This window comes from Streptococcus sp. AM28-20, assembly GCF_003603595.1.
Taxonomy (GTDB): domain Bacteria; phylum Bacillota; class Bacilli; order Lactobacillales; family Streptococcaceae; genus Streptococcus; species Streptococcus ilei.
On sequence record NZ_QTNK01000002.1, the window covers coordinates 61,870 to 88,854 of the forward strand.

General features: G+C 41.7%; 31 protein-coding genes and 1 riboswitch. Of the genes, 4 read left to right on the forward strand and 27 right to left on the reverse strand.

Features of this window, described 5'->3' with window-relative positions; all coding sequences use genetic code 11:
* The 5 genes from DW738_RS05365 to DW738_RS05385 all read right to left on the reverse strand — a co-directional run bounded on the left by DW738_RS05365 (window position 1) and on the right by DW738_RS05385 (window position 3,553).
* Window positions 1–942 carry a TIGR01212 family radical SAM protein gene (locus DW738_RS05365; RefSeq protein WP_123160757.1) on the reverse strand — a complete coding sequence of 314 codons (942 nt, stop codon included), beginning with the start codon at window positions 940–942 and terminating at the stop codon, window positions 1–3.
* 23 nt (window positions 943–965) lie between these two features.
* Window positions 966–1,277, reverse strand: coding sequence for a methylated-DNA--[protein]-cysteine S-methyltransferase (locus DW738_RS05370; protein WP_123160541.1), 312 nt, complete (start codon window positions 1,275–1,277; stop codon window positions 966–968).
* A gap of 3 nt (window positions 1,278–1,280) precedes the next feature.
* The gene (locus DW738_RS05375; protein WP_123160542.1) at window positions 1,281–1,931 is read right to left on the reverse strand and encodes a phosphatase PAP2 family protein; all 651 of its coding nucleotides are present in this window, start codon (window positions 1,929–1,931) and stop codon (window positions 1,281–1,283) included.
* A complete protein-coding gene (locus DW738_RS05380) occupies window positions 1,921–2,478 on the reverse strand; it encodes an ECF transporter S component (protein WP_123160758.1) in 558 nt (185 codons plus the stop codon). Before DW738_RS05380 ends, DW738_RS05375 begins: the two co-directional genes overlap by 11 nt.
* A 216-nt stretch (window positions 2,479–2,694) precedes the next feature.
* Window positions 2,695–2,929, reverse strand: a riboswitch (FMN riboswitch).
* A gap of 81 nt (window positions 2,930–3,010) precedes the next feature.
* On the reverse strand, window positions 3,011–3,553 hold the full coding sequence (locus tag DW738_RS05385) for a tRNA (cytidine(34)-2'-O)-methyltransferase (RefSeq protein WP_023027147.1): 543 nt from the start codon (window positions 3,551–3,553) through the stop codon (window positions 3,011–3,013).
* 300 nt (window positions 3,554–3,853) lie between these two features.
* On the opposite strand from DW738_RS05385, the gene trkA reads away from it, so the two are divergent.
* Window positions 3,854–5,209 (forward strand): Trk system potassium transporter TrkA, encoded by a 1,356-nt coding sequence (gene trkA / locus DW738_RS05390; RefSeq protein WP_023024088.1) that lies wholly within the window; start codon window positions 3,854–3,856, stop codon window positions 5,207–5,209.
* Between the two features lie 3 nt (window positions 5,210–5,212).
* The gene (locus DW738_RS05395; protein ID WP_120701707.1) at window positions 5,213–6,673 is read left to right on the forward strand and encodes a TrkH family potassium uptake protein; all 1,461 of its coding nucleotides are present in this window, start codon (window positions 5,213–5,215) and stop codon (window positions 6,671–6,673) included.
* 231 nt (window positions 6,674–6,904) lie between these two features.
* On the opposite strand, the gene yidD is transcribed toward DW738_RS05395, so the two are convergent.
* The 14 genes from yidD to DW738_RS05470 form a co-directional block, all read right to left on the reverse strand.
* Complete coding sequence (gene yidD / locus DW738_RS05405) at window positions 6,905–7,162, reverse strand: membrane protein insertion efficiency factor YidD (protein WP_023024092.1); 258 nt, start codon at window positions 7,160–7,162, stop codon at window positions 6,905–6,907.
* Window positions 7,162–7,890 (reverse strand): pseudouridine synthase, encoded by a 729-nt coding sequence (locus tag DW738_RS05410; RefSeq protein ID WP_023024093.1) that lies wholly within the window; start codon window positions 7,888–7,890, stop codon window positions 7,162–7,164. Before DW738_RS05410 ends, yidD begins: the two co-directional genes overlap by 1 nt.
* Window positions 7,880–8,449, reverse strand: coding sequence for an SMC-Scp complex subunit ScpB (gene scpB, locus DW738_RS05415; protein WP_023024095.1), 570 nt, complete (start codon window positions 8,447–8,449; stop codon window positions 7,880–7,882). Before scpB ends, DW738_RS05410 begins: the two co-directional genes overlap by 11 nt.
* Entirely contained in the window at window positions 8,442–9,152 is a 711-nt protein-coding gene (locus tag DW738_RS05420; RefSeq protein WP_123160543.1) for a segregation/condensation protein A, read from the reverse strand. The genes scpB and DW738_RS05420 overlap by 8 nt, the downstream gene beginning before the upstream one ends.
* Entirely contained in the window at window positions 9,152–9,883 is a 732-nt protein-coding gene (gene xerD, locus DW738_RS05425) for a site-specific tyrosine recombinase XerD (protein WP_023024100.1), read from the reverse strand. Before xerD ends, DW738_RS05420 begins: the two co-directional genes overlap by 1 nt.
* Window positions 9,880–10,341 carry a cyclic-di-AMP-binding protein CbpB gene (gene cbpB, locus DW738_RS05430; RefSeq protein ID WP_023024102.1) on the reverse strand — a complete coding sequence of 154 codons (462 nt, stop codon included), beginning with the start codon at window positions 10,339–10,341 and terminating at the stop codon, window positions 9,880–9,882. The genes xerD and cbpB overlap by 4 nt, the downstream gene beginning before the upstream one ends.
* Window positions 10,338–10,859, reverse strand: coding sequence for a metallophosphoesterase (locus DW738_RS05435; protein WP_023024104.1), 522 nt, complete (start codon window positions 10,857–10,859; stop codon window positions 10,338–10,340). Before DW738_RS05435 ends, cbpB begins: the two co-directional genes overlap by 4 nt.
* Window positions 10,844–11,812, reverse strand: a complete 969-nt coding sequence (locus DW738_RS05440) for a nucleoside-triphosphate diphosphatase (protein ID WP_023024106.1) — start codon at window positions 11,810–11,812, stop codon at window positions 10,844–10,846. Before DW738_RS05440 ends, DW738_RS05435 begins: the two co-directional genes overlap by 16 nt.
* On the reverse strand, window positions 11,809–12,603 hold the full coding sequence (racE, locus tag DW738_RS05445; RefSeq protein ID WP_117744572.1) for a glutamate racemase: 795 nt from the start codon (window positions 12,601–12,603) through the stop codon (window positions 11,809–11,811). The genes DW738_RS05440 and racE overlap by 4 nt, the downstream gene beginning before the upstream one ends.
* Before the next feature lie 79 nt (window positions 12,604–12,682).
* Window positions 12,683–12,925 (reverse strand): YneF family protein, encoded by a 243-nt coding sequence (locus DW738_RS05450; protein WP_006595782.1) that lies wholly within the window; start codon window positions 12,923–12,925, stop codon window positions 12,683–12,685.
* 56 nt (window positions 12,926–12,981) lie between these two features.
* The gene (locus tag DW738_RS05455) at window positions 12,982–14,232 is read right to left on the reverse strand and encodes a diaminopimelate decarboxylase (protein ID WP_123159485.1); all 1,251 of its coding nucleotides are present in this window, start codon (window positions 14,230–14,232) and stop codon (window positions 12,982–12,984) included.
* Between the two features lie 79 nt (window positions 14,233–14,311).
* Window positions 14,312–15,001 carry a Bax inhibitor-1/YccA family protein gene (locus DW738_RS05460; RefSeq protein WP_123159486.1) on the reverse strand — a complete coding sequence of 230 codons (690 nt, stop codon included), beginning with the start codon at window positions 14,999–15,001 and terminating at the stop codon, window positions 14,312–14,314.
* Between the two features lie 29 nt (window positions 15,002–15,030).
* Window positions 15,031–15,495, reverse strand: coding sequence for an HD domain-containing protein (locus tag DW738_RS05465; protein WP_117744891.1), 465 nt, complete (start codon window positions 15,493–15,495; stop codon window positions 15,031–15,033).
* Between the two features lie 61 nt (window positions 15,496–15,556).
* Window positions 15,557–16,297, reverse strand: a complete 741-nt coding sequence (locus DW738_RS05470; RefSeq protein ID WP_123160544.1) for an RNA methyltransferase — start codon at window positions 16,295–16,297, stop codon at window positions 15,557–15,559.
* Between the two features lie 73 nt (window positions 16,298–16,370).
* Here DW738_RS05470 and DW738_RS05475 point away from each other — a divergent pair, with 73 nt between their 5' ends.
* Both DW738_RS05475 and yidC read left to right on the forward strand, forming a co-directional pair.
* On the forward strand, window positions 16,371–16,649 hold the full coding sequence (locus DW738_RS05475) for an acylphosphatase (RefSeq protein ID WP_023024118.1): 279 nt from the start codon (window positions 16,371–16,373) through the stop codon (window positions 16,647–16,649).
* 78 nt (window positions 16,650–16,727) lie between these two features.
* Window positions 16,728–17,666 (forward strand): membrane protein insertase YidC, encoded by a 939-nt coding sequence (yidC, locus tag DW738_RS05480; protein WP_023027157.1) that lies wholly within the window; start codon window positions 16,728–16,730, stop codon window positions 17,664–17,666.
* A 232-nt stretch (window positions 17,667–17,898) separates the two neighbouring features.
* On the opposite strand, the gene greA is transcribed toward yidC, so the two are convergent.
* The 8 genes from greA to DW738_RS05525 all read right to left on the reverse strand — a co-directional run bounded on the left by greA (window position 17,899) and on the right by DW738_RS05525 (window position 26,982).
* Window positions 17,899–18,381 carry a transcription elongation factor GreA gene (greA, locus tag DW738_RS05490; protein ID WP_123160545.1) on the reverse strand — a complete coding sequence of 161 codons (483 nt, stop codon included), beginning with the start codon at window positions 18,379–18,381 and terminating at the stop codon, window positions 17,899–17,901.
* Between the two features lie 61 nt (window positions 18,382–18,442).
* A complete protein-coding gene (gene mltG / locus DW738_RS05495) occupies window positions 18,443–20,029 on the reverse strand; it encodes an endolytic transglycosylase MltG (RefSeq protein ID WP_123160546.1) in 1,587 nt (528 codons plus the stop codon).
* A 74-nt stretch (window positions 20,030–20,103) separates the two neighbouring features.
* Window positions 20,104–20,604 (reverse strand): GNAT family N-acetyltransferase, encoded by a 501-nt coding sequence (locus DW738_RS05500; RefSeq protein ID WP_123160547.1) that lies wholly within the window; start codon window positions 20,602–20,604, stop codon window positions 20,104–20,106.
* A 12-nt stretch (window positions 20,605–20,616) separates the two neighbouring features.
* On the reverse strand, window positions 20,617–21,045 hold the full coding sequence (locus tag DW738_RS05505) for a GNAT family N-acetyltransferase (RefSeq protein ID WP_117744579.1): 429 nt from the start codon (window positions 21,043–21,045) through the stop codon (window positions 20,617–20,619).
* Between the two features lie 9 nt (window positions 21,046–21,054).
* The gene (gene murC, locus DW738_RS05510; RefSeq protein ID WP_006595771.1) at window positions 21,055–22,389 is read right to left on the reverse strand and encodes a UDP-N-acetylmuramate--L-alanine ligase; all 1,335 of its coding nucleotides are present in this window, start codon (window positions 22,387–22,389) and stop codon (window positions 21,055–21,057) included.
* Window positions 22,390–22,403: 14 nt separating this feature from the next.
* Window positions 22,404–23,072: a cystathionine gamma-synthase gene (locus DW738_RS05515; RefSeq protein ID WP_123160548.1), complete on the reverse strand. Its 669-nt coding sequence runs from the start codon at window positions 23,070–23,072 to the stop codon at window positions 22,404–22,406.
* A gap of 57 nt (window positions 23,073–23,129) precedes the next feature.
* Window positions 23,130–26,225: a DEAD/DEAH box helicase gene (locus tag DW738_RS05520; protein ID WP_123160549.1), complete on the reverse strand. Its 3,096-nt coding sequence runs from the start codon at window positions 26,223–26,225 to the stop codon at window positions 23,130–23,132.
* A gap of 310 nt (window positions 26,226–26,535) precedes the next feature.
* A complete protein-coding gene (locus DW738_RS05525; RefSeq protein WP_123159488.1) occupies window positions 26,536–26,982 on the reverse strand; it encodes a hypothetical protein in 447 nt (148 codons plus the stop codon).
* Window positions 26,983–26,985 lie beyond the last annotated feature (3 nt).

Here is a 26,985-nt window from a genome sequence, read left to right on the forward strand (position 1 = left end):
CTACTCCTCCAATTTTCCTAGTTTACAGCCTTGAACACTTCCTCGACGACGCATTTCTGTTTCAATAGCATTCAGAACTTCCCACTTATTGAGACTCCACATTGGGCCTATCAGCATCTCTCGCGGAGCATCTCCTGTAATCCGGTGGATGACAATTTCCTTGGGAATAATTTCCAGTTGGTCACAGATGACCGACACGTATTCCTCCTGGCTCATCAATTGCAACCGCCCTTCATGATAGTCCCGTTGCATCCGAGTGTTGGTCATCAGGTGGAGCAGGTGTAACTTAATACCATGAATATCATTGTCCGTCACACAACGACGGACATTTTCTACCATCATCTCATGCGTCTCCCCTGGAAGACCGTTGATCAAATGCGAAACAATCTCAGCCTTGGGAACCTGATGACGAATCCGCTTCACCGTTTCTACATAGAGCTCATAACTATGAGCCCGGTTGATCAGTTCAGAAGTCGCTTCATAGGTCGTCTGCAAGCCTAGCTCAATGGTCACATGCATTCGCTTTGTCAATTCTGCTAGATAGGCTAACGTTTCATCTGGCAAGCAGTCTGGCCGTGTCCCGATGTTAATCCCTACAACACCCGGTTCATTGATAGCTTGCTCATAGCGTTCACGAATGACATCGACAGATTCATGGGTATTGGTAAAATTTTGAAAATACACCAAATACTTTTTCACATCTGGCCATTTGTGGCGCATAAAATCAATCTCTTTGTAAAACTGATCCCGAATGGGGGCATCTGGTGCCACAATGGCATCCCCAGAACCAGAAACCGTACAAAAGGTACAGCCACCACGAGCAACAGTTCCATCACGATTGGGACAGTCAAATCCCGCATCAATCGGGACTTTGAAGGTCTTTTCTCCAAATAGGGTTCGATAATAATCATTTAAAGTCGTATAGGATTTCATACCCCTCATTATAGCAAAAAAGCAAAGTGAACTCAAAGTTGAGTCTCCTCTGCTTTCCACTTGTATTTCTTAAGATCGACACAACCGTTTGATTTGCATTCCACTCCTTCTGCCCAGAGAAGCGTGCCTTGCTCTTCCCAATCAGGAGCCAGGCGACCAGTAGATGTTACGACCCGATGACAGGGATAGGCCACAGCCTTTGTAGAAGTGGCCAAAACCTTGCCGACCTGCCGGGCATGGCGAGGATAGCCAATGAGTTGGGCGATTTGTCCATAGGTCGCTACACATCCTATTGGAATATGAGCCAGGACCTTTAAAACCTTTTCTTCAAATAGATCTTTCATACTTTACTTCTGCTTACTCTTAAAGCGCCATTCAAAACGCAAACGATCGTAATAAGGGAAGACCATTTGCAAAAGACCGAATCCTAAAAGCATACTTCCTGTCACGTCAGTCGGGTAATGAACCCCAACATAGACACGCGAAAGGACGATGGTCACCATACAAAGGAAGAGGGCAAACTGAACGAGAACTTTTCCGACTTGAGAGGTCATCCGTTGCCCCACCACAATCATCAAACTACCGAAGACGAGGGTGGCAGCTAAAGAGTGACCACTTGGAAAAGAATAGCCCCCTTCTTGGACCAAGTGTTGAAGAGCTGGCCGTGGACGCAGATAAATATGCTTCAGAATCACAACCACTAATCCAGTTGTAACTAAACTTCCTGTGAGGAGGAGGGCCTCCGTATACCATTTCTTCCAGACAAAGAAGAGGACGATGACGCCAACCCAAAATGTGACAACTGGTGTGTTCATCAGCACTGTTACACGGGTAAAGAAGGCCGTCAGATAGTCTGGTAAATCCCCGCGAATAGCCGATTGGATCGGTTGATCAATTCCGACTAAATTTTCCGGATAAAATTTGACTACATAGCCCAGAATCATAAATAACAAAAGGGCAAAAGAGCCCTTTAAGAAATGAGATTGTTTATTTTTCATAGATTTTAAGTAGGGGCTGTACGACGGTGTAAACCATCCAGAAGGTAACAGCCCAAATCAGTCCTTCTATTAGATTAAAGGGAACAACCATACTGAGAAGATACTTTTCAACTCCGACCATCTTCGCTATGTCAAAACCAACAAATTTAGCATAGAGGGGGATGGCATAATAATAATTAACTAGGAGCATGGAAATGGTTAAACCAACTGTCCCAACTAGACTAGCTATCACAAATCGCCTTGTGTTTTTTTTCTTATTCCAAATGACTGCAAATGCTAAGACAAAGACTAAAACACCAATGATATTAATCGGTAAGCCCACCAAGGTCTCAGCTCCTCGACCATTCAGAACTAACTTGAGAACAGATCGAATCAAAATCACCACGAATGAGCTCTTCACATCTAACAAAACTAAGGCGAGTAAGATTGGAATCGTACTAAAGTCAACCTTTAAAAAATCAATCCCTATTGATAGTTGATAAAACATCAATAGAAAAGAAAGTGCAGATAAAACAGCCACTAGGGTCAGTTTACGAGTATTTGTCATCATAGGTTCCTCCAATTTTTACTAAAATTAGAAGAAGTTGGAAAGATTCCCTTCCCCATATTCTAATCGAATCGTTTTAAAGAAAACTTAAAAAGTTCCTTGGTACTTGACTAAAGAAGTCAGGATGTTATAAGAAAAAAGCTCGAAGACTGATTTCTTATAAAATCAAGAACATTTCCATCAAGTCAATCGTCAATAAGAACAGGTTTGTTCCTCTCTCGTCTTCTCCCATCCAGACTATACTGTCGGTTGTGGAATCGCACCACATCAGCTTACGCTCGCGGACTTCTTTAAGGAAGAGGAAATAGATATTTTTCTTTTAGACGAGGCGCCAAGCTGTAGACATAACTTATAGTTAGGCAAAGCTTGGCAACAAAGTATAAAAGGAAAAGAACATTTCCACTTTAAAGTCACCGCCGGTCGGGAATTACACCCTGCCCTGAAGACCCCTTTATCATAACAAAAAACACCTGCTATTGCAAGTGTTTTGTAATATCGAAAGTTACAACTCAATCCCTTTTGCAAAGAGCCTCTACTTCAACTTGTCTCCCTCATACTGATGGACCAGCTCTAATCCAGAAAATTCTTGTTGTCTGAGGGCTTCGTAGACAATCATGCAAACGGTATTGGAGACATTCAAGCTTCTGACATGCTCATCATTCATCGGAATCCGAATCGCCTTTTCAGCATGGAGCCGCATAAAATCCTCTGGTAGACCCTTGTCCTCACGACCAAAGATGAAATAATGTTCTGCATTATCATTGTAGGCTACTTCAGAATAGGTTCGATCAGCAAATTTTGAGACTAGGTGAACCTTTCCTCCAGCCGCAGCTTCCATAAATTCATCTAGGCTGTCATAGAAGCGAACATCCAACTTATCCCAATAATCTAGTCCAGCCCGTTTCATCTTTCGATCATCAATGGGAAAGGCCATAGGACGGATGATGTGGAGAGGGGCATTGGTGGCTGCACAAGTGCGAGCGATATTCCCTGTATTTTGAGGAATTTGAGGTTGATAGAGAACTACATGGTTTTTTGATTTGGTTTCTGTATAAGCTAATTCTTCAATATTCATCACAATCTCTTTTCCGACAAAAAAATAGCCACACTGCCCGGAGTCTAGCTCAGCAAACAGCGTGGTTACGACTTCATTAACTTAACTCACAACAGGTTTGAGGTAAATCAATGAGGTTACTGTATCAGTATACCACTTTCCTACCTCCTGTCAACTATTTCGACAAAAAAATTTCACTTTTTTACATTCTCTTTCATGTATTGAAGAGAATCTGGCTCTTTACGCCCTATTTCCACCATTAAGAGGTGATTTTTTTTTGAAAATAGAGTAAGATAGAATCATACTTTGGAGGAAATATTCATGAAAATTATTGTAGTTGGAGGCGGTAAAGTCGGAACAGCCCTCTGTCGTTCCCTCGTCGCAGAAAATCACGATGTCATCTTGATTGAACAAGATGAAGCCGTTGTTAATCATATTACCAAACGCTACGATATCATTGGTATTGTTGGAAATGGTGCCAACTTTAAAATTCTAGAACAAGCAGATGTGGCTGACTGCGACATTTTTGTCGCCCTGACAGAGCAGGACGAAGTCAATATGGTATCTGCCGTTTTGGCTAAGAAAATGGGAGCCAAAGAGACCGTTGTCCGCGTCCGGAATCCAGAATACTCAAATTCTTATTTCAAAGAAAAAAATATTCTTGGCTTCTCTCTAGTCGTCAATCCTGAGCTTCTAGCAGCTCGCTACATTGCTAACAGCATTGACTTTCCAAACGCCTTGTCTGTTGAGCATTTTGCTAGTGGACGGGTCGCTTTTATGGAATTTATAATCAAAGAGGAAAGCCCTCTCTGTCAGATGACCCTTTCTCAATTCAGGAAGAAATATGGAAACATTATTATCTGTGCTATCGAACGACAAGGTCAGTTAACGATTCCAGATGGGGACTTCACTTTACAAGCCTTTGATAAGATTTTTATGACGGGAAATCGAGTGGAAATTGTGAATTTCCACAATAGCATTCGTCCTCAGGTTGTTAAAAGTCTCCTCCTTATTGGTGCTGGTAAGATTTCCTACTATCTTCTGAATATTCTTAGTAATAATAAACGAAAAATCGACTTAAAAGTGATTGAAATCGATCAAAAACGGGCAGAATGGTTTAGTCAAGAATTCCCTGACCTCTATGTCATCCAAGGCGACGGGACATCAAAAGATATCCTAATGGAAGAACGCGCAGGTAACTTTGATGCCGTGGCAACCTTAACGGGCGTCGACGAAGAAAACATTATCTCTTCCATGTTCCTGAATAGTATTGGTGTGCAAAAGAATATTACCAAGGTCAACCGGACCAGCTTACTTGAAATCATTGATCGCCAAGATTTTTCAAGTATTGTGACACCGAAAGGAATCGCAGTTGATACGATCATGCATTTCATCCGCGGACGCTACAATGCCCGTTATTCAAATCTTGAAGCCTTGCACCACGTCGCCAATGGCCAAATTGAAACTCTTCAATTCCAGATTCGGGAAGAAAATAAGATGACAGGCAAGCCTTTGGCTCAACTGAAATTGAAAAAAGGTGTTCTGATCGCGGCCATTATCCGAAACGGGAAAGCCATTTTCCCAACTGGGGATGATCACCTCTTGATTGGGGACCGAATTATCGTTACCACCTTAATCAGCAATATCACGAAAATCTATGATTTGTTAGAGGGGTAAGCTATGAATAAAAGTATGATTCGCTATCTTTTAGCAAAACTCCTTCTGATTGAAGCCATGCTGCTCTGTGTTCCGATTGTTGTTGCACTCCTCAATCTAAAGAATGATTTTGTTGTGAAAGATAGTCCAACTGTCTTTATCTCCCTATTTGCTACCATTGCCATCCTCCTCATTCTTGGAGGAATTGGTACCTTATTCAAGCCCAAAGATTTTCACATCTACGCCAAAGAAGGCGTTCTCATTGTGGCTTTGTGTTGGATCCTCTGGTCCTTCTTCGGAGCCCTTCCCTTTGTCTTCTCAGGACAAATCCCAAACATTATTGATGCCTTTTTCGAGATTAGCTCTGGTTTTACGACCACAGGGGCGACTATTTTAAATGACGTATCTGTTCTCAGCCCTTCTCTTCTCTTCTGGCGTAGTTTTACCCACTTAATCGGAGGGATGGGGGTGTTGGTTTTTGCCCTAGCAATTATGGACAACAATAAGAACAGCCACCTCGAAGTGATGAAGGCAGAAGTTCCTGGCCCGGTATTTGGTAAAATTGTATCCAAACTCAAGAATACAGCTCAAATCCTTTATTACCTCTATCTGGCCCTCTTCTTCCTCTTTGTCATTATCTACTTCCGTGCTGGCATGCCCCTGTATGATAGTTTTATCATTGCCATGGGAACAGCAGGAACTGGTGGATTCACTGTCTTTAACGACGGGATTGCCCACTACCATTCAACTCTCATCACCTATCTGGTCAGTTTCGGAGTCTTGGTCTTTGGGGTTAACTTCAACCTTTACTACTACATCATGCTTCGCAAGTTCAAAGCCTTTTTCGGCGATGAAGAACTTCGTACCTATTTGATGATTGTTGGTGTTTCTTCCCTACTGATTGCCTGCAACATTTTGCATCTCTATCACAATTTTGCAGATAGTTTTGAAATGTCCTTTTTCCAAGTGTCCAACGTCATTACCACGACTGGATTTGGTTTTGGCAATACTGTTGATTGGCCGCTCTTTTCTCAGTTCCTCCTCCTCATGCTCATGGTGATTGGTGGATCGGCTGGGTCAACTGCCGGGGGGCTGAAAGTCATTCGTTTCTTAATTCTAGCTCGAATCGGGAAGAATCAAATTCGTTCGACCCTCTCACCCAATCGGGTGATGACCCTGCATGTGAATGGCACAGCCTTGGATAAGGATACCCAGCACAAAATCTTAAAATACTTCGTAGTCTATACCTTGATTATGATCTCTCTCATTGCGATTGTCAGCTTTGATAGCAATAATTTTATGACGGTCGTCAGCGCTGTCTTTAGTTGCTTTAACAACATCGGACCGATGATTGGAACAACGGATACCTTCGCGATCTTTAGCCCAATCTCTAAGCTCCTACTATCGATCGCCATGATTGCAGGACGGTTGGAAATCTACCCTATGTTACTGCTCTTTATGCCACGCACTTGGTCAGACCGCTAAAAAAACAAAAGAGGCTGGGACAAAAGTCCTAGCCTCTTTATTGTCTTTGGATTGTCGAGCAAGACGCAGTGGTTGAGTGGGCTCTACTACGCTGATTTCATCAGCTTTTACAGCCCTACTCAACTGTGCGGAGGTGGGACGACGAAATCGAATTCTAGCGAACTACCGATTTCTGTCCCACTCTCTTTTTCTTTGCTCTGAGTGAGACTTTTTATTAAAGTATGTTCTATCTTAATTTTTGCCTTTCTCTTCCTCTTCTAGGTGGCTCCTCAGACTGAAATGATCTGGAACTGGATCCACTCCCGTCTTGCTCCAGGGATGGCAACGAAGAATCCGAGCAAGCCCCATCAGAATCCCTTTTAAACCATGCCGTTCAATAGCCTGAATCATATAGTTGGAACAGGTAGGATTATAGCGACAGGAAGGCGGAAAGAGGGGCGAAAGAAGGCGTTGATAGAGACGAACAAGTCCAATTGCACATTTCTTCATTATTTTTTCGTCTTTGTCACCGCAAGAGTATGCAATTGGCTGATTTCTTTCTTATTGAGTCGGCGGTATTCACCAGGGCGAAGTCCAGAAACGTCTAGATTTCCAAATTGGGTCCGAGACAATTTATCCACCAAAAGGCCAACAGCTTCAAACATCTTCTTGACCTGGTGATTGCGCCCTTCATGGATAGTCAATTGGACAACAGATCGATTCTTTTCTGGGTCAACTTTTAGAATTTCATAAGTTGCTGGCTTGGTTTTTTTCCCATCAATGGTCACACCACGTGTCAAGGGACGCAAGTTTTCTTTATTCGCCAAGCCCTTCACACGCGCAACATAAACCTTATCAATCTCATTACGCGGATGGATCATTTCATCCGTAAAATCACCGTCATTGGTCAAAATCAGGACACCAGAAGTATCCCAGTCCAAACGACCGACAGGATAAATCCGTTCCTTGACTTGAGGTAGCAAATCAATAACAGTTGGTCTCCCTTTATCGTCGGATACACTGGAAATGACCCCTCTTGGTTTATTTAAGAGGTAGTAAACCTTCTCTTCGTTGTAGATTGGTTGTCCTTCTACTTCTACCTTGTCCCCCGACTTGATCGTCGTCGCCAATTCGCGCACCACTTGACCATTTACAGTGACAAGGCCTTGCTTAATCAATTCCTCTGCTTTGCGGCGACTTGCGACACCAGCATGAGCAATATATTTGTTAATTCTCATCAATTTCCTCAGTTCTTTCTGTAAATAATTGGCTTTCTTGACCGATTAACTCAGTCTCTTCAACAATTGGTAGCTCGTCTAAATGGTTAATCCCCATGTAATCCAAAAAGTAATCTGTCGTCACATAGAGATTGGGTCTCCCAATGACTTCCTTCTTCCCATCTTCTCGAATCAACTCAAAAGAAAGTAATTTTGAAATAGCTCCACTTGAGTTAACCCCTCGAATATCATCGACTTCAATCCGAGTAATCGGCTGTTTATAGGCAATGATAGAGAGAGTTTCCAAGGCGGCACGAGAGAGACTTTGATTCATTGGTGACTTTGAATACTCACGTAACAGCTCTGCATATTGGGACTTAGTCACTAATTTATAGGTTGACGCTGTCTCTAATAAGGCCATACTAGAATCTTGATCCTGCTCATACTTCTGGGCCAATTTTTCTAAACTTTGAATCACCCCTGTGGGAGGAAGGGATAAGAGGTCGGCAATCTGCCTCACCGTCAAACCATCTTCTCCTGCAACAAACAAGAGGGCCTCCATCTCTGCAATTTTACTCATTCTTTAATCCTACTAAAATAATATCTCCAAATGGTTCTTCCTGAAGAGCCTCAACTTCTTGTACTTTAATTAATTCCAAAGTCGCCAAAAAGACTGTAATCAGTTCGTTGACATCCTTGGCTTCCTCAAAAATATCTTGTAGTAAGATTCTCTTACCAGGTTGACACAAGTGACGAACAACATTCATCAGGTCTTCAATTTTATACTCGTCTCGAACAATGGTCGTATGATTTTGTCGAAATTCTTCCTTCTTTTTCGTTAACAATTTTGAAAAGGCGAAGAAAAGATCGATCGTGGTCTTGTCATGGACCAATTCAGCATCATCATAGACTAATTCCGTTTTGGGTTTTGAAAAGTACTGGGCTCTCTCCTCGTGTTGAAGGGCCATCTTTTCACCCAATAGTTTAAACTTCCGGTACTCTTCGATTTGAGACAGGAGGTCCTGCTCTAAATCTTCTTCATCCGTTGCTTGCTCCGCAATTTTTGGAAGGAGACGCCGACTCTTAATCAAGGTCAACTGACTGGCCATCAGCATGTATTCACCAGCGACCTCTAAGCGCATGGCTTGAAGGGTCGTCAGATAAGCCAAGTACTGCTCGATCACCTCAATCAGAGGGACCTCATAAATATCCATCTGATATTTTGAAACGAGGTGTAAGAGAAGATCCAGGGGACCTTCAAAATCCTTTATTTTAATATCCATTACTTATACTTTTCTAGAGTTACTAGGGTTTTTAAACCTAGCTCTCGGGCGATGCTAAACAGATCCATCCCCTGTTCTCTTTGTTTTAAAATATATTGTTCCCGTAAGGATTGCGCTGAAAGATTTTCAAAACCTTTTTCCATTAGGAAGGACTCTAATTGACGGAAGCCCCACTGACGCGAATAGGGCTTGCCCTTGTTATCAAATAAATACGTCCCAGTCATCAAATCTGTCAACTCTCCTAGAAGAGCATCCGGAATGCGCAAGACCCGTTTCTGTCCTTCTTTCCCTACACGTAAAACCTGAAAATCGAGTTCAATATCAACGATTTTCAACTGAAGAATTTCACTAGGTAACAAGCCCATCTCGACAATCAAGAGGGCAATCAAGCGTCCTTGGGATTGGTCTGAGCCTTCCCACAAAAGGGATAAATCCAATAACTCTTGATCGTGGCTCTTGGACACAGAGACTTTTGGAAGGACCAAGCGATGGTAATCCTCAATAACCTGATGTTGATAAAGATAAAATAGAAATTGATTGACGGCAGAAAGCTTCCGTTTTTGAACAGCTGGTTTAAAATCCTTAATCGAAGCTTGATATATTCGAAGATTGGTATCTGAGACATGGTTATGAATCGTATCCACGAACTGATCCAAATCATAAGAATAAGCCGCCTGCGAATTTTCACTTAAGTCTTTTTCTTTGATAAAACTAGCTATGTATTCTTTCATATTTTCCTCATCTCGTATTCATTTGAGAAATTGTGCATGAGGGAGTTGATGGCTTTTAAAATGGATTTTCGAGTAATGATTCCTTCAAAGACTCCATCCTCTGAAACAACCGGTAGAAAGGATTCCTCTACCAACTTATGCAAGACTTCTGTCACAGTATAATCTTTCCCTAAGCGCTCTCCATCCGTTTTTGTCATATGAACGATGTCCATGGATGAAAAGACTTCATCAGAATAATCATGTTTCATTTGGTAAGAAAGAATGTCTGTTAAAGAAATCGTCCCTACGTACTTCATCTGATCGGTCACAACAGGAACACGAGTATAGCTAATTTGACTGAGCACCAAGATAGCATGATCCACATTGTGCGTATCAATCAAAACAGCTAAATTGCGCGCTGGAGTCAAAAAATTTTTTTCTTCTCGAAGAATAAATTCCTCAAATTCCTTAGCGATCATCGATCAAACTCCTTTGTAAGAGGTTCATACACCTCATGTTTCCGATTTAAAAACTCAACTCGATAGGAATCTGCATCAATTTCCACTTTAGCATAGAGGCACTCTTGAATAGGCCCCCTCGGTAAACTGACTGACCCAGGATTCAGAAAAAGGGTACGCCCTTCCTTCCAAGCATCCGGAATATGCAGATGGCCATAGAGGCAGATATCTGCATCTTCTTCCTGGGCCCAAAAATCTAACTTTTGAAAACTAAAATTAATTTGGAAAAGATGGCCATGGGTTTGAATGATCCGAGTAGGACCCAATTGCGTCACCAAACGTTCAGGGTACTCCCCATAGAAGTCCATGTTCCCTTTGACAACATGAATGCCTTCCCATACAGGATCGGTACTTTCTAACTCAGAATCCCCGTTGTGAAAAATGGCATCGACCTTTCCTTTATAGTGGTTTTTGATCTCTTCTACGATCTGACGATCACCATGAGAATCGCTCATGACGATGATTACTTGTTCTGCCATGCTGGGAATACCTCCACTAATTTCTTCACGGCTAAAGCTCGATGCGATTGTTGATTCTTTTCCTCTAGAGTTAGTTGGGCAGATGTCTTACCTGTTTCTCCAACTAGAAAGAGGGGATCATAGCCAAACCCGTTCTCGCCTTTTGGCTCAAAATTGATGTATCCTGGCCAATCCGCCTCCACAACAAGGCTTTCCTTACCAGGACTGGCAACCACTAAGGTTGTATGAAATTTTGCTGACCGATCCTTCAATTCAAAGACCATCGCCAACTCATGTAAGAGCTTGGCATTGTTCTCTAAATCAGTCGCTCCCTCACCTGCAAAGCGAGCAGACCAGACACCTGGTAAGCCTCCAAGGATGTCAACCATAAGGCCTGAATCATCCGCCAAGACCATTTTCCCTGTTAGCTGTGAAATCGTCTCAGCTTTTAGGCGGGCATTTTCTTCAAAAGTCATTCCTGTTTCAGCTACTTCTGGAAGATCAGGATAATCATTGAGATTCTCCACTTCAAAGCCCATTTGCTCAAAAATCTGACGAAACTCTTTGGTTTTTCCTTCATTCCGAGTAGCGATTAACAAGCGATCCTTGAGGCCTTTCTGCCCCAAAAAATCTGCAAGTGGAAGACCATTCTTTGGCAGATTAACGGAGAGCAATTGTTCTCCTTCTACAATGAGAAGGGCTCCTTGGCGTTGCACGATTTCAATTTTCCGGCCTATTGTTTCCTCCACAATTTGAAAGAGGAAGGTTAAAAACTGCAAACTAGAGGCGTAACGGACAACTGTAACATTCAGCGGGAAGCCCAAGTCTGTGTCTCCAACTAGTGATTCTACTAAGTCAACAAGCTCAGAAGCTTCTGAAGAGACTTCACTATATTCGTTATAGTCACTCCGCTCTCCCCATTCAGCTAGAAACCAATTTAAGGCATCTTTGTATTCATATATCTTTTGGTTCATAATTCTACATGCTCCACATGAACGACTTGCTGCAACCAGGTCTTGGCAATCGCTGCAAAACTGGCTGCATTGGCCGTTGTATAAAATTGATGGTGGCAATCGTCCAATTGACGACTGCGATTAATCTCAAAGTAGTTGAGTAAGACCGAGATATCCCGGACACACTCTGCCCCGCTATCAATTAATTGAACCTCTGGCCCCATGACATTTTGGATAATAGGGCGAAGAAGAGGATAATGAGTGCAACCCAAAACCAACGTATCTACCTTCCCGGCAAGGGGTTTCAAGGTTTCATAGACGACTTTTTTTGTAACACTGGACTGCAACTCATTGGATTCAACCAAAGGGACAAATTTCGGACAAGCTAAACTCTCTACTGCCATTTCTGGTGACAGGCTTTGAATCTTCTTACGATAAATATCTGAGGCGACTGTCATCGGTGTCCCAATTACGCCAATTCGTTTGCTTCTCGTCGCCTTGATCGCTGCGGAAGCACCTGGTAAAATCACTCCTAAAACAGGGATATCCAAGGCTTCTTTTACCTCTTCCCATACAACAGCTGTCGCTGTATTACAGGCCAAAACAATCATCTTCACATTTTTCGTTAGGAGAAAACGAACCATCTCCCAAGTATAATCACGAATTTGATCTGCTGGTCTCGGGCCGTAGGGTGCTCTGGCGGAATCACCAATATAGACGACCTCTTCATGGGGTAGTTGTCGCATCAATTCGCGTACAACGGTTAACCCTCCGACACCCGAATCCAAAAAACCAATTGGTCGATTGTCCATCTGCCTTCCTTTCAAAACAAGGGACTAAGAAAAATCTTAAAGTCCCCCTACTTATTTTATTGTGTCATCAGTCTTGCTTTTATTTCTTCTTCGTATTCAAAGATGCTTTTTGTTGGTTCAAAATTTGACGGTAAACTTGTTGTACCTTCGCTTCACTTGGACGTTGACCGCTAGCTCCCAATAAGGTACGAACCGCTTCAACATTCAAACGTGGGTTTGATGCAAATTCTTTTTCAAACTGCTTGCGAAGTAGGTACATACCTGCCAACATCCCACCAAAGAAAGCAAGGATAATCAATAAAATTGTCAAAAATGTAGACATAAGTGTTTTTCTCCTAAATTCAATATTTACACATTTTCTATTATACCAAAAAGGCCCTATTTTTCAAAGTCAAAGCCATACAATGTTGCAAAGTAATCCTCTGGTTTTTCGGCCCGTCGGATGAGACGAGCTTGGCCCGATTCTTCTAATAAAATCTCGGCAGAGCGAAGCTTGGCATTGTACTGATAGCCCATGGAATAACCATGCGCTCCTGTATCATGGATGACCAAGAGATCCCCAATCTCAGAGATAGGAAACTCCCGATTCTTGGCAAATTTGTCATTGTTTTCACACAAACTACCAACAATGTCGACTACTTCTGTCTCACCTTCTGGACGATCGAGATTGGTGATATGGTGGTAGGCCCCGTACATAGCAGGACGGAGGAGGTTGACAGCCGAAGCATCTACTCCTAGATAGGTCCGATAAGTCTGCTTCTTATGGGTGACATGGGTGACTAACAAGCCATGTGGTGCCAACATGAAGCGGCCTAATTCCGTATAAATTTTTACTTGATCTAAGCCAGCAGGGATTAAAATAGCCTCGTAAGCACGACGAACCCCCTCCCCAATCACAGCGATGTCATTCGGCTGGTCTTCTGGTTTGTAGTTCACTCCAACCCCTCCAGAAAGGTTGACAAAATCCAAAGTCACCCCTGTCTTTTCAACAACTTCTACAGCCAACTGGAATAATTGCTTAGCCAATTCTGGATAGTAATCATTAGAGATGGTATTCGAAGCCAAGAGGGCATGGATTCCAAAGCGCTTAACCCCCAAGTCTTTTAACTCACGGAAGGCTCGGATCAATTGCTCCTTGGTCATGCCGAACTTAGCCTCCTCAGGGTGATCCATGATATCCGTTCCCAGTTCAAACACCCCTCCTGGATTATAGCGGCAAGAGATAACCTCCGGTAGAGTCGCAACTGACTGTAAAAAAGCTACATCTTCGTAGGCATCCAAGTTGATAGTCGCTCCTAGTTGACGGGCAAAGACCATCTCTTCAGCCGGCGTATTATTCGAAGAAAACATAATCTCTTGGCCCGTAAATCCTAATTTTTGAGCCATCAACAATTCCACATAGCTAGCACAATCCACGCCACATCCTTCTTCTTTTAGGATTTTTAGGATGGCTGGATTAGGGGTTGCTTTGATAGCGAAATACTCTTTAAAACCTGGATTCCAAGAAAAAGCTTGATGGAGGGCACGAGCTGTCTGCCGGATACCAGCTTCATCATATAGGTGAAAGGGAGTTGGATAGGTTTCAGTAATTTGTTTTAATTTCTCCCTGCTAATAAATGGACGTTTCATTTGAAGATTCTCATTTCTATCAATTTTCTTTAGTATATCACAAGTTTTCCAACAAAAAAAGCCGGTTCCCCGGCTCTTTCTATTTATCATTGCGTCCAAAAATACGTAAGATATTGATGAACAAGTTGATAAAATCAAGATAAAGTTCCAAAGCCAAGGCAACTACCCAACCATTGGTTGGTTGACCATTGGATTGTTCATAGACATAACGAATCTTTTGATTATCCCAAGCAGTCAAACCTGCAAAGATAATCACACAAAGGATGCTAAGGACATAATCCATACCAGAGCTTTGTAAGAAAATATTCGCAATTGAAGCAATGATGATACCAATCAAGGCTCCCATAAAGGCTCGTCCCATTCCAGACAAGTCTTTTTTGGTCACACGACTAATCGCTGACATGATGAAGAACATCAAGGCACTGACTACAAAAGCTTTATAAACTGTCGCTTGAGCATAGCGAGCAATGATAAAACTCAAGGTAAAACCATTCAAAGCGGAATAGGTTAAAAAGAGAGGCAAGGCCATGGGATTGTTTTTCACCGATTGTCTAGAAGCGACAAGGACTAAAATCAATTCAACGGCAATGGCAATATAGTAGACCCATGGAGCCTGAATTAGAATATACATGAAGGTTTCTTGGAAAAGGGTCATCATCAAAGCTGATACAACAGCTGAGATTCCAACTCCAACTCCGACTAGAGAATAAATTTTGCTATAAAAGCTATTAAGGCCACTTTGTTCGTGGATAACGGTTTGTTGATTCATAATCAATCATTCCTTTCAAACTTAAATTATTATGATTTTAACATTTTTCGATGGAAAAGTCTCCTCTTTGACCACTTTTTTCTCATTGGTTCTGAGGCTTCTTTGATAGCCCAGTACTTATCGACCATGGTCACGAGGAAAGATTCTTTGTAACGTGGTGGAGCAAGCGTCAATCCCCACATGTGTTTGAGGATGATATCCTCTTCTTTTTTATTGAGGCTTGTTATCTTTTTTGCATTTCGTACAGCTATTCGTGGATGGACCCAAGCATGGCTCTTATTGAATTTGACTTGGCGCCAATCATAGTAAAAAAGATCGTGCAGAAGAGCTCCTCTCGCTGTACTTTTGGTATCCCAGCCCATCTTCTTAGAAATGCGGTAACTAGTGTAGCTAACATGAATAGAATGCTCCAAACGATTGGAGTGAATATGATGCGGAATTTCCTTTAATTTTTGAAGTTTTGGGTGTTGAATCAAATGTCCCACTTCAGCCATATATTCTTTATCTTTCTGATACACGAGTCTCACCTCCTTAAATCTAACTAGCTCACTCTTCTTAAATCATAGAAAACATTAAAATCCCTGCTGCAACTGCGACATTCAGACTTTCTGCTTGACCCGGCATCGAGATATGAATTAGCTGATCTGCTTTCTCAGCCATCTCAGAACTGATACCTTGACCCTCATTGCCCATAACTAATACAAAAGCAGGGACTTTTTCCACTTTCTTATAGTCAACGGAGTCCTTGGATAAGGTGGTCGCATAGATGGGGAGCTGGCTCTCTTTAATACCTGTCAAGAGTTGCTCTTTGTTTAAACGGATAACAGGAAGATGAAAATGACTTCCCTGCATGGAGCGCAAGGTTTTCATATTATACAAATCCGCAGATTGATCGGTTAAAAGCACCCCATCAAAGCCCGCTGCATCAGCAGTCCGAATCATGGTTCCAACATTGCCTGGATCTTGGACATCCTCTAACAACAAATACCTTCCTTGGGTCAGCTGAAGATGGTGGATCGGATTTATCTTGACTTCAGCCACAATTCCTTGAGGACTTTTTGAATCAGAAATTTCTGCTAAAACCTCAGGAGATACGATGGACACCTTCGCATCTATCTTGATCTTATCTACAAACTCTTCCAAAACAAAGACTTGTTCAATCGGTGCCTGATGATTGACAGCTTCTTCATAAAGATGCCATCCTTCGATGAGGTAGGAGTCTGTTCTGTATTTTTTTTGATGAAGTTTTTTAACTTTTTTAATCCCATTATTGGACTTAGAGGTTATAATATTCATAAGACTATTATACCACATTCACAGGAGGAGCTTCTCCGTCCTGAGTAGGAATTCAATCACAAGGAGAACAAGCATGCAAAAAGTTGAAATGACAGCCCAAGGTCGGGTCCAAGGTGTTGGCTTCCGCTGGGGAGTTTATAGCTTAGCATTAGAAATCGGAGGCATTACAGGTCGGGTCTGGAACAATGATGACGGCACAGTCACTATCCTTGCCGCCTGTGAAGACAATGCCCTCATGGCCAAATTTATCCAAGAAATACGAAAAGGTCCTACTCCTTTTTCCAAGGTTTCTTATCTGGACGTCCATCTGGCAAACTTCGAACCCTACAAAGATTTTAAAATTTCAAATTAAGTCCAGAGAACTATTGTTAATTTGATAAAAAAACAGTAGAATAGAAAGGTATTATTTAAAATTAAAGGATAAAAACTCGTGAAAAAATATAAACGTTATCTACTTGCAGCCCTCAGCTTGTCTGCCCTCCTCCTCTTAACGGGATGTGTCAGCATTGACAAGACGACCAAACAACCGACCGGTTTCGTCTGGAATCTCATTGGAAAACCAATGGGAGAAGCCATCAATTTCTTTGCGACGGATCTTGGACTTGGCTTTGGTTTAGGGATTATCCTAGTAACCGTAATCGTTCGAATCATCATCTTCCCTCTAGGTATTTATCAATCTTGGAAGGCAACCTACCAATCAGAAAAGATGAACTACCTCAAACCGATCTTTGCACCGATTCAAGAACGTATCAAAAATGCAGAGACTCAAGAAGAAAAACTTCTTGCCAACTCTGAATTGATGAATGCCCAAAAAGAAAACGGCGTCAGCCCATTCGGCGGTATTGGATGCTTGCCCTTGTTGATTCAAATGCCATTCTTCTCAGCTCTTTATTTTGCAGCTCAATATACTCCAGGAGTCAACAAGAGCAGTTTCCTTGGCATTGATCTCGGTTCAAAAAGTCTGGCTTTAACCTTAGTTGTTGCTGTTCTTTACTACATTCAAAGCATGCTCTCTCTCCATGGTATCGAAGATGAAACCCAAAGAGAAACTATGAAGAAAACGGCTCTCATGAGTCCAATTATGATTGCAGTCTTCTCTTTGATGGCACCAGCTGGTGTAACCCTCTACTGGGTAGTCGGTGGTTTTGTACAAATTATTCAACAATTTGTCATCAACTACCTCATCCGTCCAAGATTGCGGAAACAAGTAGCTGAGGAATATAAAAACAATCCTCCAAAAGCTCCAGCATCCAATGGACGTCGCGTTAAAAAGGATATCACACCTACCAATCCAGCCAACGCTCATCGTTCCCTTCCAACTAACGGAAACAAAAAACGAAATGCTGGAAAACAACGCAAGCGTAACTAATACATACAAATAGGCCGAGATAATATCTCGGCCTTTTACATTACTATAAAAAAAGAGGCTGGGACAAAAGTCCTAGCCTCTCAATTGTCTTTGGATTGTCGAGCAAGACGCAGTGGTTGAGTGGGCTCTACTACGCTGCTTTCATCAGCTTTTACAGCCCTACTCAACTGTGCGGAGGTGGGACGACAAAATCGAATTCTAACGAATGACCGATTTCTGTCCCACTCTCTTTTTATTCTGTTTTTTCAACGTTCAAGATTTTCACTTGGTAGCTTCCTGCTGGAGTTTCAATCGTCACAGTATCTCCTGTTTTCTTTCCAATCAAGGCATGGCCGATTGGGCTTTCATTTGAGATCTTACCAGCAAAAGCATCCGCTCCCGCTGAACCAACAATAATGTAAACTTCTTCTTCGTCTTCACCAATTTCTTGCACAGTGACAGTTTTTCCGATCGCTACTTCATCAACAGCGACAGCATCACTATCTACAATTTCAGCATAGCGAATCTTTGTTTCTAGGCTGGAGATCTGCCCTTCAACAAAAGCTTGTTCGTCTTTAGCCGCTTCGTATTCACTGTTTTCTGAAAGGTCTCCGTATGAACGAGCAATTTTAATCCGCTCTACAACTTCTGGACGACGAACTAATTTCAATTCTTCTAATTCAAGTTCTAACTTTTGCTTTTCAGCAAGGGTCATTGGATAGGTTTTTTCTGCCATATTTATTTCTCTTTTCTATTATTTTTTTCGAACTAAAAAGGTGTGGCATGCCACATCCTCCTTAGTTTGAGCTGCTTTCTGTTAATTTGCTATTCACGTGTTCTTCCACGTTTTTAGTGTGTTCCTCATAAGTTTTCGCAAAATAGACTTCCCCTGTCTCTACATTTGCGACAAAGTAGAGGTAGTCTGTCTTGCTTGGGTTGACGGCTGCTTCAATTGCAGATAGCCCTGGACTATCTACTGGACCAGGCATCAAACCAGTATTCTTGTAGATATTATAAGGTGAATCAATATTGGTGTCAATCGTTGCGTCTTCTTTCAGAGTCGTCTTCTTGCCTAATTGACCTTGTGCGTACAAGATGGCAATATTACTTTGAAGAGGCATATCTTGATTCAAACGGTTATAAAAGACACTGGCAATATCCTTGCGGTCTTTATCTGTAGCGCCTTCTTTTTCAATCAAAGAAGCCAGAGTCAATGCCTCATTGACATCAATGTTTTTAGCTTCCATAGTGTCATAGTAGGCTGAAAGATTTTGGTCCATTGCAGCTAACATTTGGTCCACAAGATCTTCCATTTTACTATCTTTTCCATAACCGTAAGTAGCTGGGAAGAGATAGCCCTCTAAGCGATAACGTACGCCACTTTCTTTGGACGGTAAGGTTGCTAGTAACTTAGGATATTTGGCTACCATCTTTTCAATAAAAGCATCATCTTGGATTACTTTTAAGAATTCTTCTTGCGTATATGGAGTCTTGGCACCAGATTTGGAACTAGCATCCACAGAAACCACTTGAGCGATTTGATCAATCGTGTAGCCCTCAGGAATCGTAATTTTTCCTAAGACCGGTGGTTCCGGAGTTTTGGTCCCTTGCTCTTGCAATTTTTGAATAATGGTCTCTAGATCCATACTCTTTTGTAGATTGAAATAACCGGATTGGAAGTTTCCATAATTCTTAAACTTGGTGTAATAGTTGAAGAACTGACCATTCTTAATCAAGCCTTTTTTCTCCAAGATGGTCCCAATTTCACGATTGCTAGATCCAGCAGGAATTTCAACGGTTACAAACTCTGTAGACTTGGCATCCATTGCATTTAAGTTAGATCGAACATAGGTCACCGCGAAAATTCCAGTTGCAACCATTAAGACAAAAAGAATTCCAAGAACCGTCAAGACGATCCGTTTAGCAATAGTATTCTGTTTTTTCTTTTTCTGAACACGTTGGTCACGATCCTTGCGCGAAACACTAGAAACCGGTTTTTCTTTTCTCGAAGCAGCAAGTGGCTGACTTGAGATTTCTGGTTCTCGAGTTGGTTCTTGCACTGGTAGAAGTGTTTCTTCTTCTATACCTTGAAGGTCGGGAATTTCCGTAACTTCTGGCACTTCTGAAACTTCTGCTTCCTCTGGAATTTCTACTTTGTCCTGAACCTTGGACTCTTCTGACACAAGTTCAGGAAGTGATCCTTCCGTCTCTTCTTCTTTGTTTTCTGGACTAGAGATTTCTTGAACAGGTAAATCATATTCTTTTTCAACCTGTACAATCTGCTTATTTGCTTCTTCAAGATCACGGAGAATCCGCTCTTTAAAGCTTAATAATTTTTCATTCTCTTGTTGGTTATCAGTCAAATACTTGACCCCCCTTGTCATAATCCTTAATATTATATCTTAAAAGGGATAGAAAATCAATAGGAACGAGGCTTGAGGGCCTCAAATCCTATTGATTACTTACTTGATGGGACCTCCCATACTAAATCGTACCAGACTTCCCCAGCATAGTTAGAGGCCGAGCGACCTTCGTTTACAAAGCCGTTCCTTTCATAATACTCAATCAAGTAATCATGACAGGTCAGGCTGATCCCTTCCCGTCCTTCTTCTAAAGCAACCCTCTTCATGGTCTCAAGCAGGGCTTTCCCAACCCCTAAGCCTTGTGCAGACTGAGCTATCGAAAGACTTGTAATGGTAATAAAACCTCCTGGTAGATGCGACTCATCCCTTACATCCACTGTAAAAGAACGGTCATCCACATATCTCTTTTGAGTAACTGGTCCTTCTAGATAGCCTAGGAGCTGGCCATCCTTTTCAGCCAATAAAAAGCTATTATGAAACGATTCGATATGTTTGGCAAGCACTGTCTCATCTATTGCTTCTTCTGGACTAAAATTTTCCAGTTCTATGGCAAGAATGGCTTCTAAATCATCAATAGTTGCACGACGAATGTTCATTTTTCTTCCTTTCTATAGGGACAGGCACCAACTTAGTTGATAGCCCTCAACTCCTTCTTCGTTACCCCCTATCTCTAGTTGGAAATCATTCATTTCAAAATACGGAATCAGTTCTTCCTGGCAGAGCACATGAATCCCTAACAAGGATTCTTGAGCTACAAGAGACTTGAGTGAGGCCAGTAACAAGGTACCAAAACCTTGTTTTCTAAAGTCTGGAAGAATTTCCAACCACAATAATTTTAAAGAGGGATTTTCGAGCTGATCCTCTGTTTGAATCAGGCAACTCCCAATCACTTGCTCTTCAAATTCCAAGACCAGGGTCCTGAATCCGTTCAGTTCTTGTCGTTTAGCACTTTGAAAAGAAAAATTTTGGGACGTGATCTGTTCGATCTCATCCCAATCAATTTCTTTAGCAAACCGAATCCTAAGGTTTGGTTGCATGGTATCTCCTTATTGAACGTTATTGGTCAAGTTCCCAAGTAAACGTTCAAATGAATATTCATAGGTCTGGATATCTCCTGCTCCCATGAAGACATAGACAGCATTGTCATGATCCAAGAGTGGAGAAACGTTTTCAGCTGTAATCACACCTGATTTCTTGATGATTTTCGCTTCTAGATCTTCCACTTTTACATCCCCATGATCCACTTCACGGGCTGATCCATAAATCTGTGCCAAGTAAACTGCATCGGCCTGGTTCAAGGCATCCGCAAATTCATCCAAGAGAGCAATCGTCCGAGTAAAGGTATGAGGTTGGAAGACCGCTACGATTTCCTTACTTGGATACTTTTGACGTGCCGCATCCAAAGTAGCAATGATTTCAGTTGGATGGTGGGCAAAGTCATCAATGATGACGGTATCGTTGACAATCTTTTCTGTAAAGCGACGTTTGACCCCGCCAAATGTTTTTAAGTGTTCCCGAACTAAATCAAGATCGAATCCAGCGATATAAAGCAAACCAACGACCGCTGTAGCATTCATGATATTGTGACGTCCGAAGGATGGGATTTGGAACTGTCCCAAATCTTCTCCACGGAAGTGAACAGTAAAGGTTGATCCAGTAGTAGAACGCAAGAGATCACTGGCTACAAAATCATTGCCCTCTTCTTCAAAGCCATAGTAATAGATTGGGGCATTAGCTGTAATCCGACGAAGCTCAGGATCTTCCCCATAGATGAACAAGGCTTTGGAGATTTGTTTGGCATAATCATTGAAGGCATTAAAGACATCTTCTAGGCCAGTAAAGTAGTCAGGATGGTCAAAATCAATATTGGTGATAATCGAATACTCTGGGTGGTAAGGCATAAAGTGACGTTCGTACTCGTCTGATTCAAAGACAAAGTACTTAGCACCTTTGGAACCACGGCCAGTTCCATCACCAATCAAATAGCTGGTATCTGTGATATTAGACAAGACATGGGACAAAATCCCTGTAGTAGAAGTTTTCCCGTGAGCTCCTGCTACTCCCATGCTGACAAAATCACGCATAAATTCACCCAAGAATTCATGGTAGCGTTGATAGGTGTAGCCTTGAGCATCTGCATAAGCAATCTCTACATTATTTTCAGGTTTAAAGGCATTCCCGGCGATCAAGATTTGATCACCGGTAAGATTTTCTTCACTGAATGGTAAAATGGTAATCCCTGCCTGCTCTAAACCTCTTTGTGTAAAGTAGTATTTCTCCACATCAGATCCTTGTACAGTGTGTCCCATCTGATGGAGCATCAGAGCTAAGGCGCTCATACCTGCTCCTTTTATTCCGATAAAATGAAATGTTTTTGACATAGTTTCTCCTCCTGCTAGTCCAGATTGGTCACATCGAGTTCTTGTTTAATGGGTCTCGTTTGGATGTTTTGATGATCCTTGTTATAGATTTGACTCTTTTTCAAGAAATCATAATTATTCTTCTTTGGCTTTTCTTCTTGGTGGGACTCTTGAACCGGAAGTTCCTCTGTCTCCTCTAAAAGAATCAATTGCTCTTGTTTCAGTCGCTCGCCATATTTGATTAATTCACCTGGATTTTCTTTTTGAAAAGGAGCTGTTGGCTTCACTTTTGGCATGAAAGAAGGGGTGAATTTTTTCCGATTGGGTTTAGAGGCGATATCTGCTGTTAAATAAGGAGCCGTTCGCTTCTTTTTCAAATCAGCTCGCGCTGCTTCACGCGCCTCTTCTGCGTAGCGATTTGCCGGGCTTTTTTTATCAACAGGTTCCTTGAAATCCGGAGCCATTGGTTGCCTTCTTGACTTGGGCACTTCAAATGGTTTTTGAAGAGACTTTTGAAGGGATTTCTGATAGGGCTGCTCTGCAGTTTTTCCAGTAGCAATCGGCTCCCATTCTAAATAATTTTTATCTGTATACTCTCCAAGAATATTACTAATGAAGTCCCCGTCATCATATAAATTCATATGGGGCATTTGAGTTAGCATGATTTCATCATCTGCTACTTGTGGGAAATGCTTATCCGTCATCCTTCTTCTTCCTTTCGACACTTCATTAATTATAAACTATTCATTTTATTTTTCAAGTTATTCCACCGAAATACCCAAAATTTCCCGAATTTCTTCAATAGAAAGACTAGAGCGCGTTTCGGTACCATCTAATATGGTAGAAACTAAATGACGTTTGCTGGTCTGGAGCTCTTGTATTTTTTCTTCAATGGTCCCTCGAGTGATCATCCGGTAGACCTCAACATTCTTATCTTGTCCCATTCGATGGGCACGGCCAATGGCTTGATCTTCTACCGCAGGGTTCCACCATAGGTCAACTAGAATAACCGTGTCCGCACCTGTCAAATTCAAACCAACTCCACCTGCTTTCAAGGAAATGAGAAAGGCATCTCCTTGACCGGAATTAAAGGCATTGGTCATGTCTTGGCGTTCATTAGCTGGCGTAGATCCCGTGATTTTAAAAGAAGTCATCTTCAGAGCGTCCAACTCTTTTTCAATGATATCTAACATCCCTCTAAATTGTGAGAAAATCAAAACCCGTTGGTTGCCATCTTTGATCTGCTCTAGCAGTTCTCGAAGGCTATCTAGCTTCCCACTTTCTCCATCGTAGTCCTCTAAAAAGAGAGATGGCGTATCACAAATCTGACGAAGACGCATCAAGCCAGATAAGATTTCCATCTTACTGCGATTGAGTTCCTCTTCAGAAGAGCTTAGAATGCGATCTTGCATTTGCTTCAACTGAGCCAAATAGATTGTTTTTTGATCGTCAGCCAATTCATTCTTATAGGTCATCTCTATCAGATCCGGAAGTTCCTGCAAGACTTCACTTTTTTTCCGTCTCATGATAAAAGGCTTGACGTAGTGAGAAATGGTCTCTGGACTCAATTGTTTAAATTCTTTTTTACCGGGAAATAAACCAGGAAGAACAATTTGGAAAATCGACCAGAGTTCCTCCACATGGTTTTCTATTGGTGTTCCCGACAAAGCAAAAGTATGAGGAACATCGAATTTCCGTAAGTATTGAGCAATCTTGGTTTGGGAATTTTTCATGACCTGCGCTTCATCCAAGATTAAGTATTGGTACTGATTTTTTTCGTATTGCTCTACGTCCTGACGGAAGGAAGCATAACTGGTAATCGCTACCTGAGGATTGCTTGCAATAATCTCGTCGCGACTTGCTTTAAGGCCATAAATGACCTCTACTTTCATTTGTGGGGCGAACTTTTCGAACTCCTCTTTCCAATTATAGATTAAACTAGATGGAGCTAAGATCAAAATCTTAGAATCTGATGTCACAACACTCGAGAGAAAGGCAATAGTCTGGAGTGTCTTTCCAAGTCCCATATCATCTGCCAAAATCCCCCCAAAACCGTAGTGATTAAGCATGGATAGCCAGCGGACTCCTAGTTCCTGATAATCTCGTAGTTTAGCTGTTACTTGCAGCTTACCTAATGGAAATTGCTCTGGATGAATCAAATCATGAGCCAAATGACGAAACTCTTCAGAAAATTGGACATTGTCAGCCGTCTCAAATAACTGGGAGAGCTGGAAAGCTGCAATGCGATTGGTTTGCAACTGCCCTGTCTTTGTCTTCTTTGCACGAAGATTCAATAAGGTCTGACTGATCTGCTTGGTTTCTTCATCAAAGATAAGGACCTTTCCTGTTTGACTGATATAATAGTCATTCTTCTCGATTAAGGCACTCATGACTTGGTCAACTTCAGAGGGATCAATGGAGTCAAATTCAAAACCAATTTCAAGCAGTCGTCCACTGGTTTGAATGTCAATCTTGGGCTTCTCCACCTGATACAAATCCAACAATTTCTCCGAAACTTCTACCTCTCCTAGTTGTTCAAATAATGGAAGGGTCTGCTGAAAGAAAGGATAGATTTGTTTAGGAAGTAGAGGAGACCGTTTGGTCTGAAAGTGATTGGTAAAACCAGCTGCCAAAATGGTTTCAAAAACCATACGTTCCTTATCAAAGTTACTGGAATAAGGCAGATCCTTGAGATCTTGCTCAGAACGAACGATACGGTCCTCGTAGACAAAGGCTACTTCTAACAACACTTCTCCCTGTTCAGATAAATCGAAGGTGAAGTGAGGTTGAAAATCATGGATATAGAAGTTACTTGGTGCTTTCACCTCACCAATTTTCCTGAATTGCTCTAAGCTATAGGTCAATTTGGTCTGATCCGACAAATCAAACTGAACATGTCTCTTCTGATCACTGGATAGGGGTAAACTCTGAACCGCCTCAATCAAAATCTTTTGAAGGGGCGAGATTTGGTAGAAATGGCCATTTGCCAAAAGAAAGCGACCTTCCACCATTTTATAGGAAGACACTTGGACCTGTAGTTCGATAAACTCCTTCATTTCCACGACTTGGAAAGAAAACAAGCCTGAATCTTCCTGGAGTTCTTGAAAGAAAACTTCCTGATAGGTATCCATCCCGACTTCAAGGGTAAAGGACGGTAAATCCATCAATAATTGCACAGCCTCTTCAAAGAAGCTCATTGGAAAGTAAAGGTGACGACCTCCATTTGGAAAGAATAGAGCATCATGTACCGTGTCCCCCGATAATAACCCTTCTAAGAATCGTATCAAGGCGCGACTTTCAGGGTCAAAGGCCGCATAGGAAATCGGCTCATAATAACTTTTCCCAATCGCAAAATGGGACTGTTTTCTGATAGCTTGCAAAAAAGCCACAACATCCCGCACTACATACGTTCTCTCATCCGGTCTGCGATAGATACGAAGGGTCCACAAAAACTGACCAGAATAGTCGTCCACATGACCGGTTGCTGAGAGACCAAAACGGATCTCTTTACTTTCAATTTTTGGTAGGACCTGATCTAAAAACAAACTTCCAAAGGATACTTTTTCCTTTGTTTCTTGGCTTTCTGTTGCATCTTGCTCCAAACCAAGCAAGAGTTCCTTCCCTTTTTCATCATTTTTTAAAAAGGCTTCACCCGCAGCTAAATGCACACAGAATTTTTTCTTCTGGAAAAAATCACAACTACAAAAAATTGCTTGATCATCCAGGCTATATCGGAGGGAGTCATTGTCAATTCTGAAATAGAGGTACTGATTTTTCATTTCCTGTAGGGTTACTTTGCCGTTTTCATAGAGAAGGATTCCTTCTGAACGGATTTTCCCAGGAATTAATTTTGCCATATTTACCACCTTATGTTTATCTCCTTATTATATCATATCCCCTCTAAAATAGAAAAAGAAGACAAAGAATTGCAAAGAATTCAATACCTCATTTTACAATCATCTAAGTCCACTTTTCTTTTTTCATTCAAAAAGAGGCTGGGACAAAAGTCCTAGCCTCTCAATTGTCTTTGGATTGTCGAGCAAGACGCAGTGGTTGAGTGGGCTCTACTACGCTGATTTCATCAGTTTTTACAGCCCTACTCAACTGTGCGGAGGTGGGACGACGAAATCGAATTCTTACGAATTACCGATTTCTGTCCCACTCTCTTTATTTTATTCTCTTAAAACCTTCTTTTTTGAGGTTCTTGATATGGTCTGAATAGTCGGCCAGTTCTCCAATCGTTTTTTTCTCATCGTTGGCTTTATTGAAGGCTTCAACATCTAAGTCTTGGTAGACGATTTTGGTATGAATCATCAGTCCATCCTCTTTCGTCCGACTCACATCTGTTGTATAGCCCGAGATTCCTCTTTTAGGGTCAACAATTTCTTTTTTAATATATTCGAGTTGAGAGTCATCTTCAATATGTACATTAAAATTATCAGCCCAAAACTCTTCAGAGATCATTTGATTGGATCTATGTCGAATAGTCACTCGAACAAGACTGTCTTTAAATTTTTTCTCATAGGTTTCTTCTCTTTCAAGGCTACAAGCTGTCAGTCCCAGAAATACAAAAAATGTGATAACAAGCAGGAGTCCTTGTTTCAAAATTTTCATAAA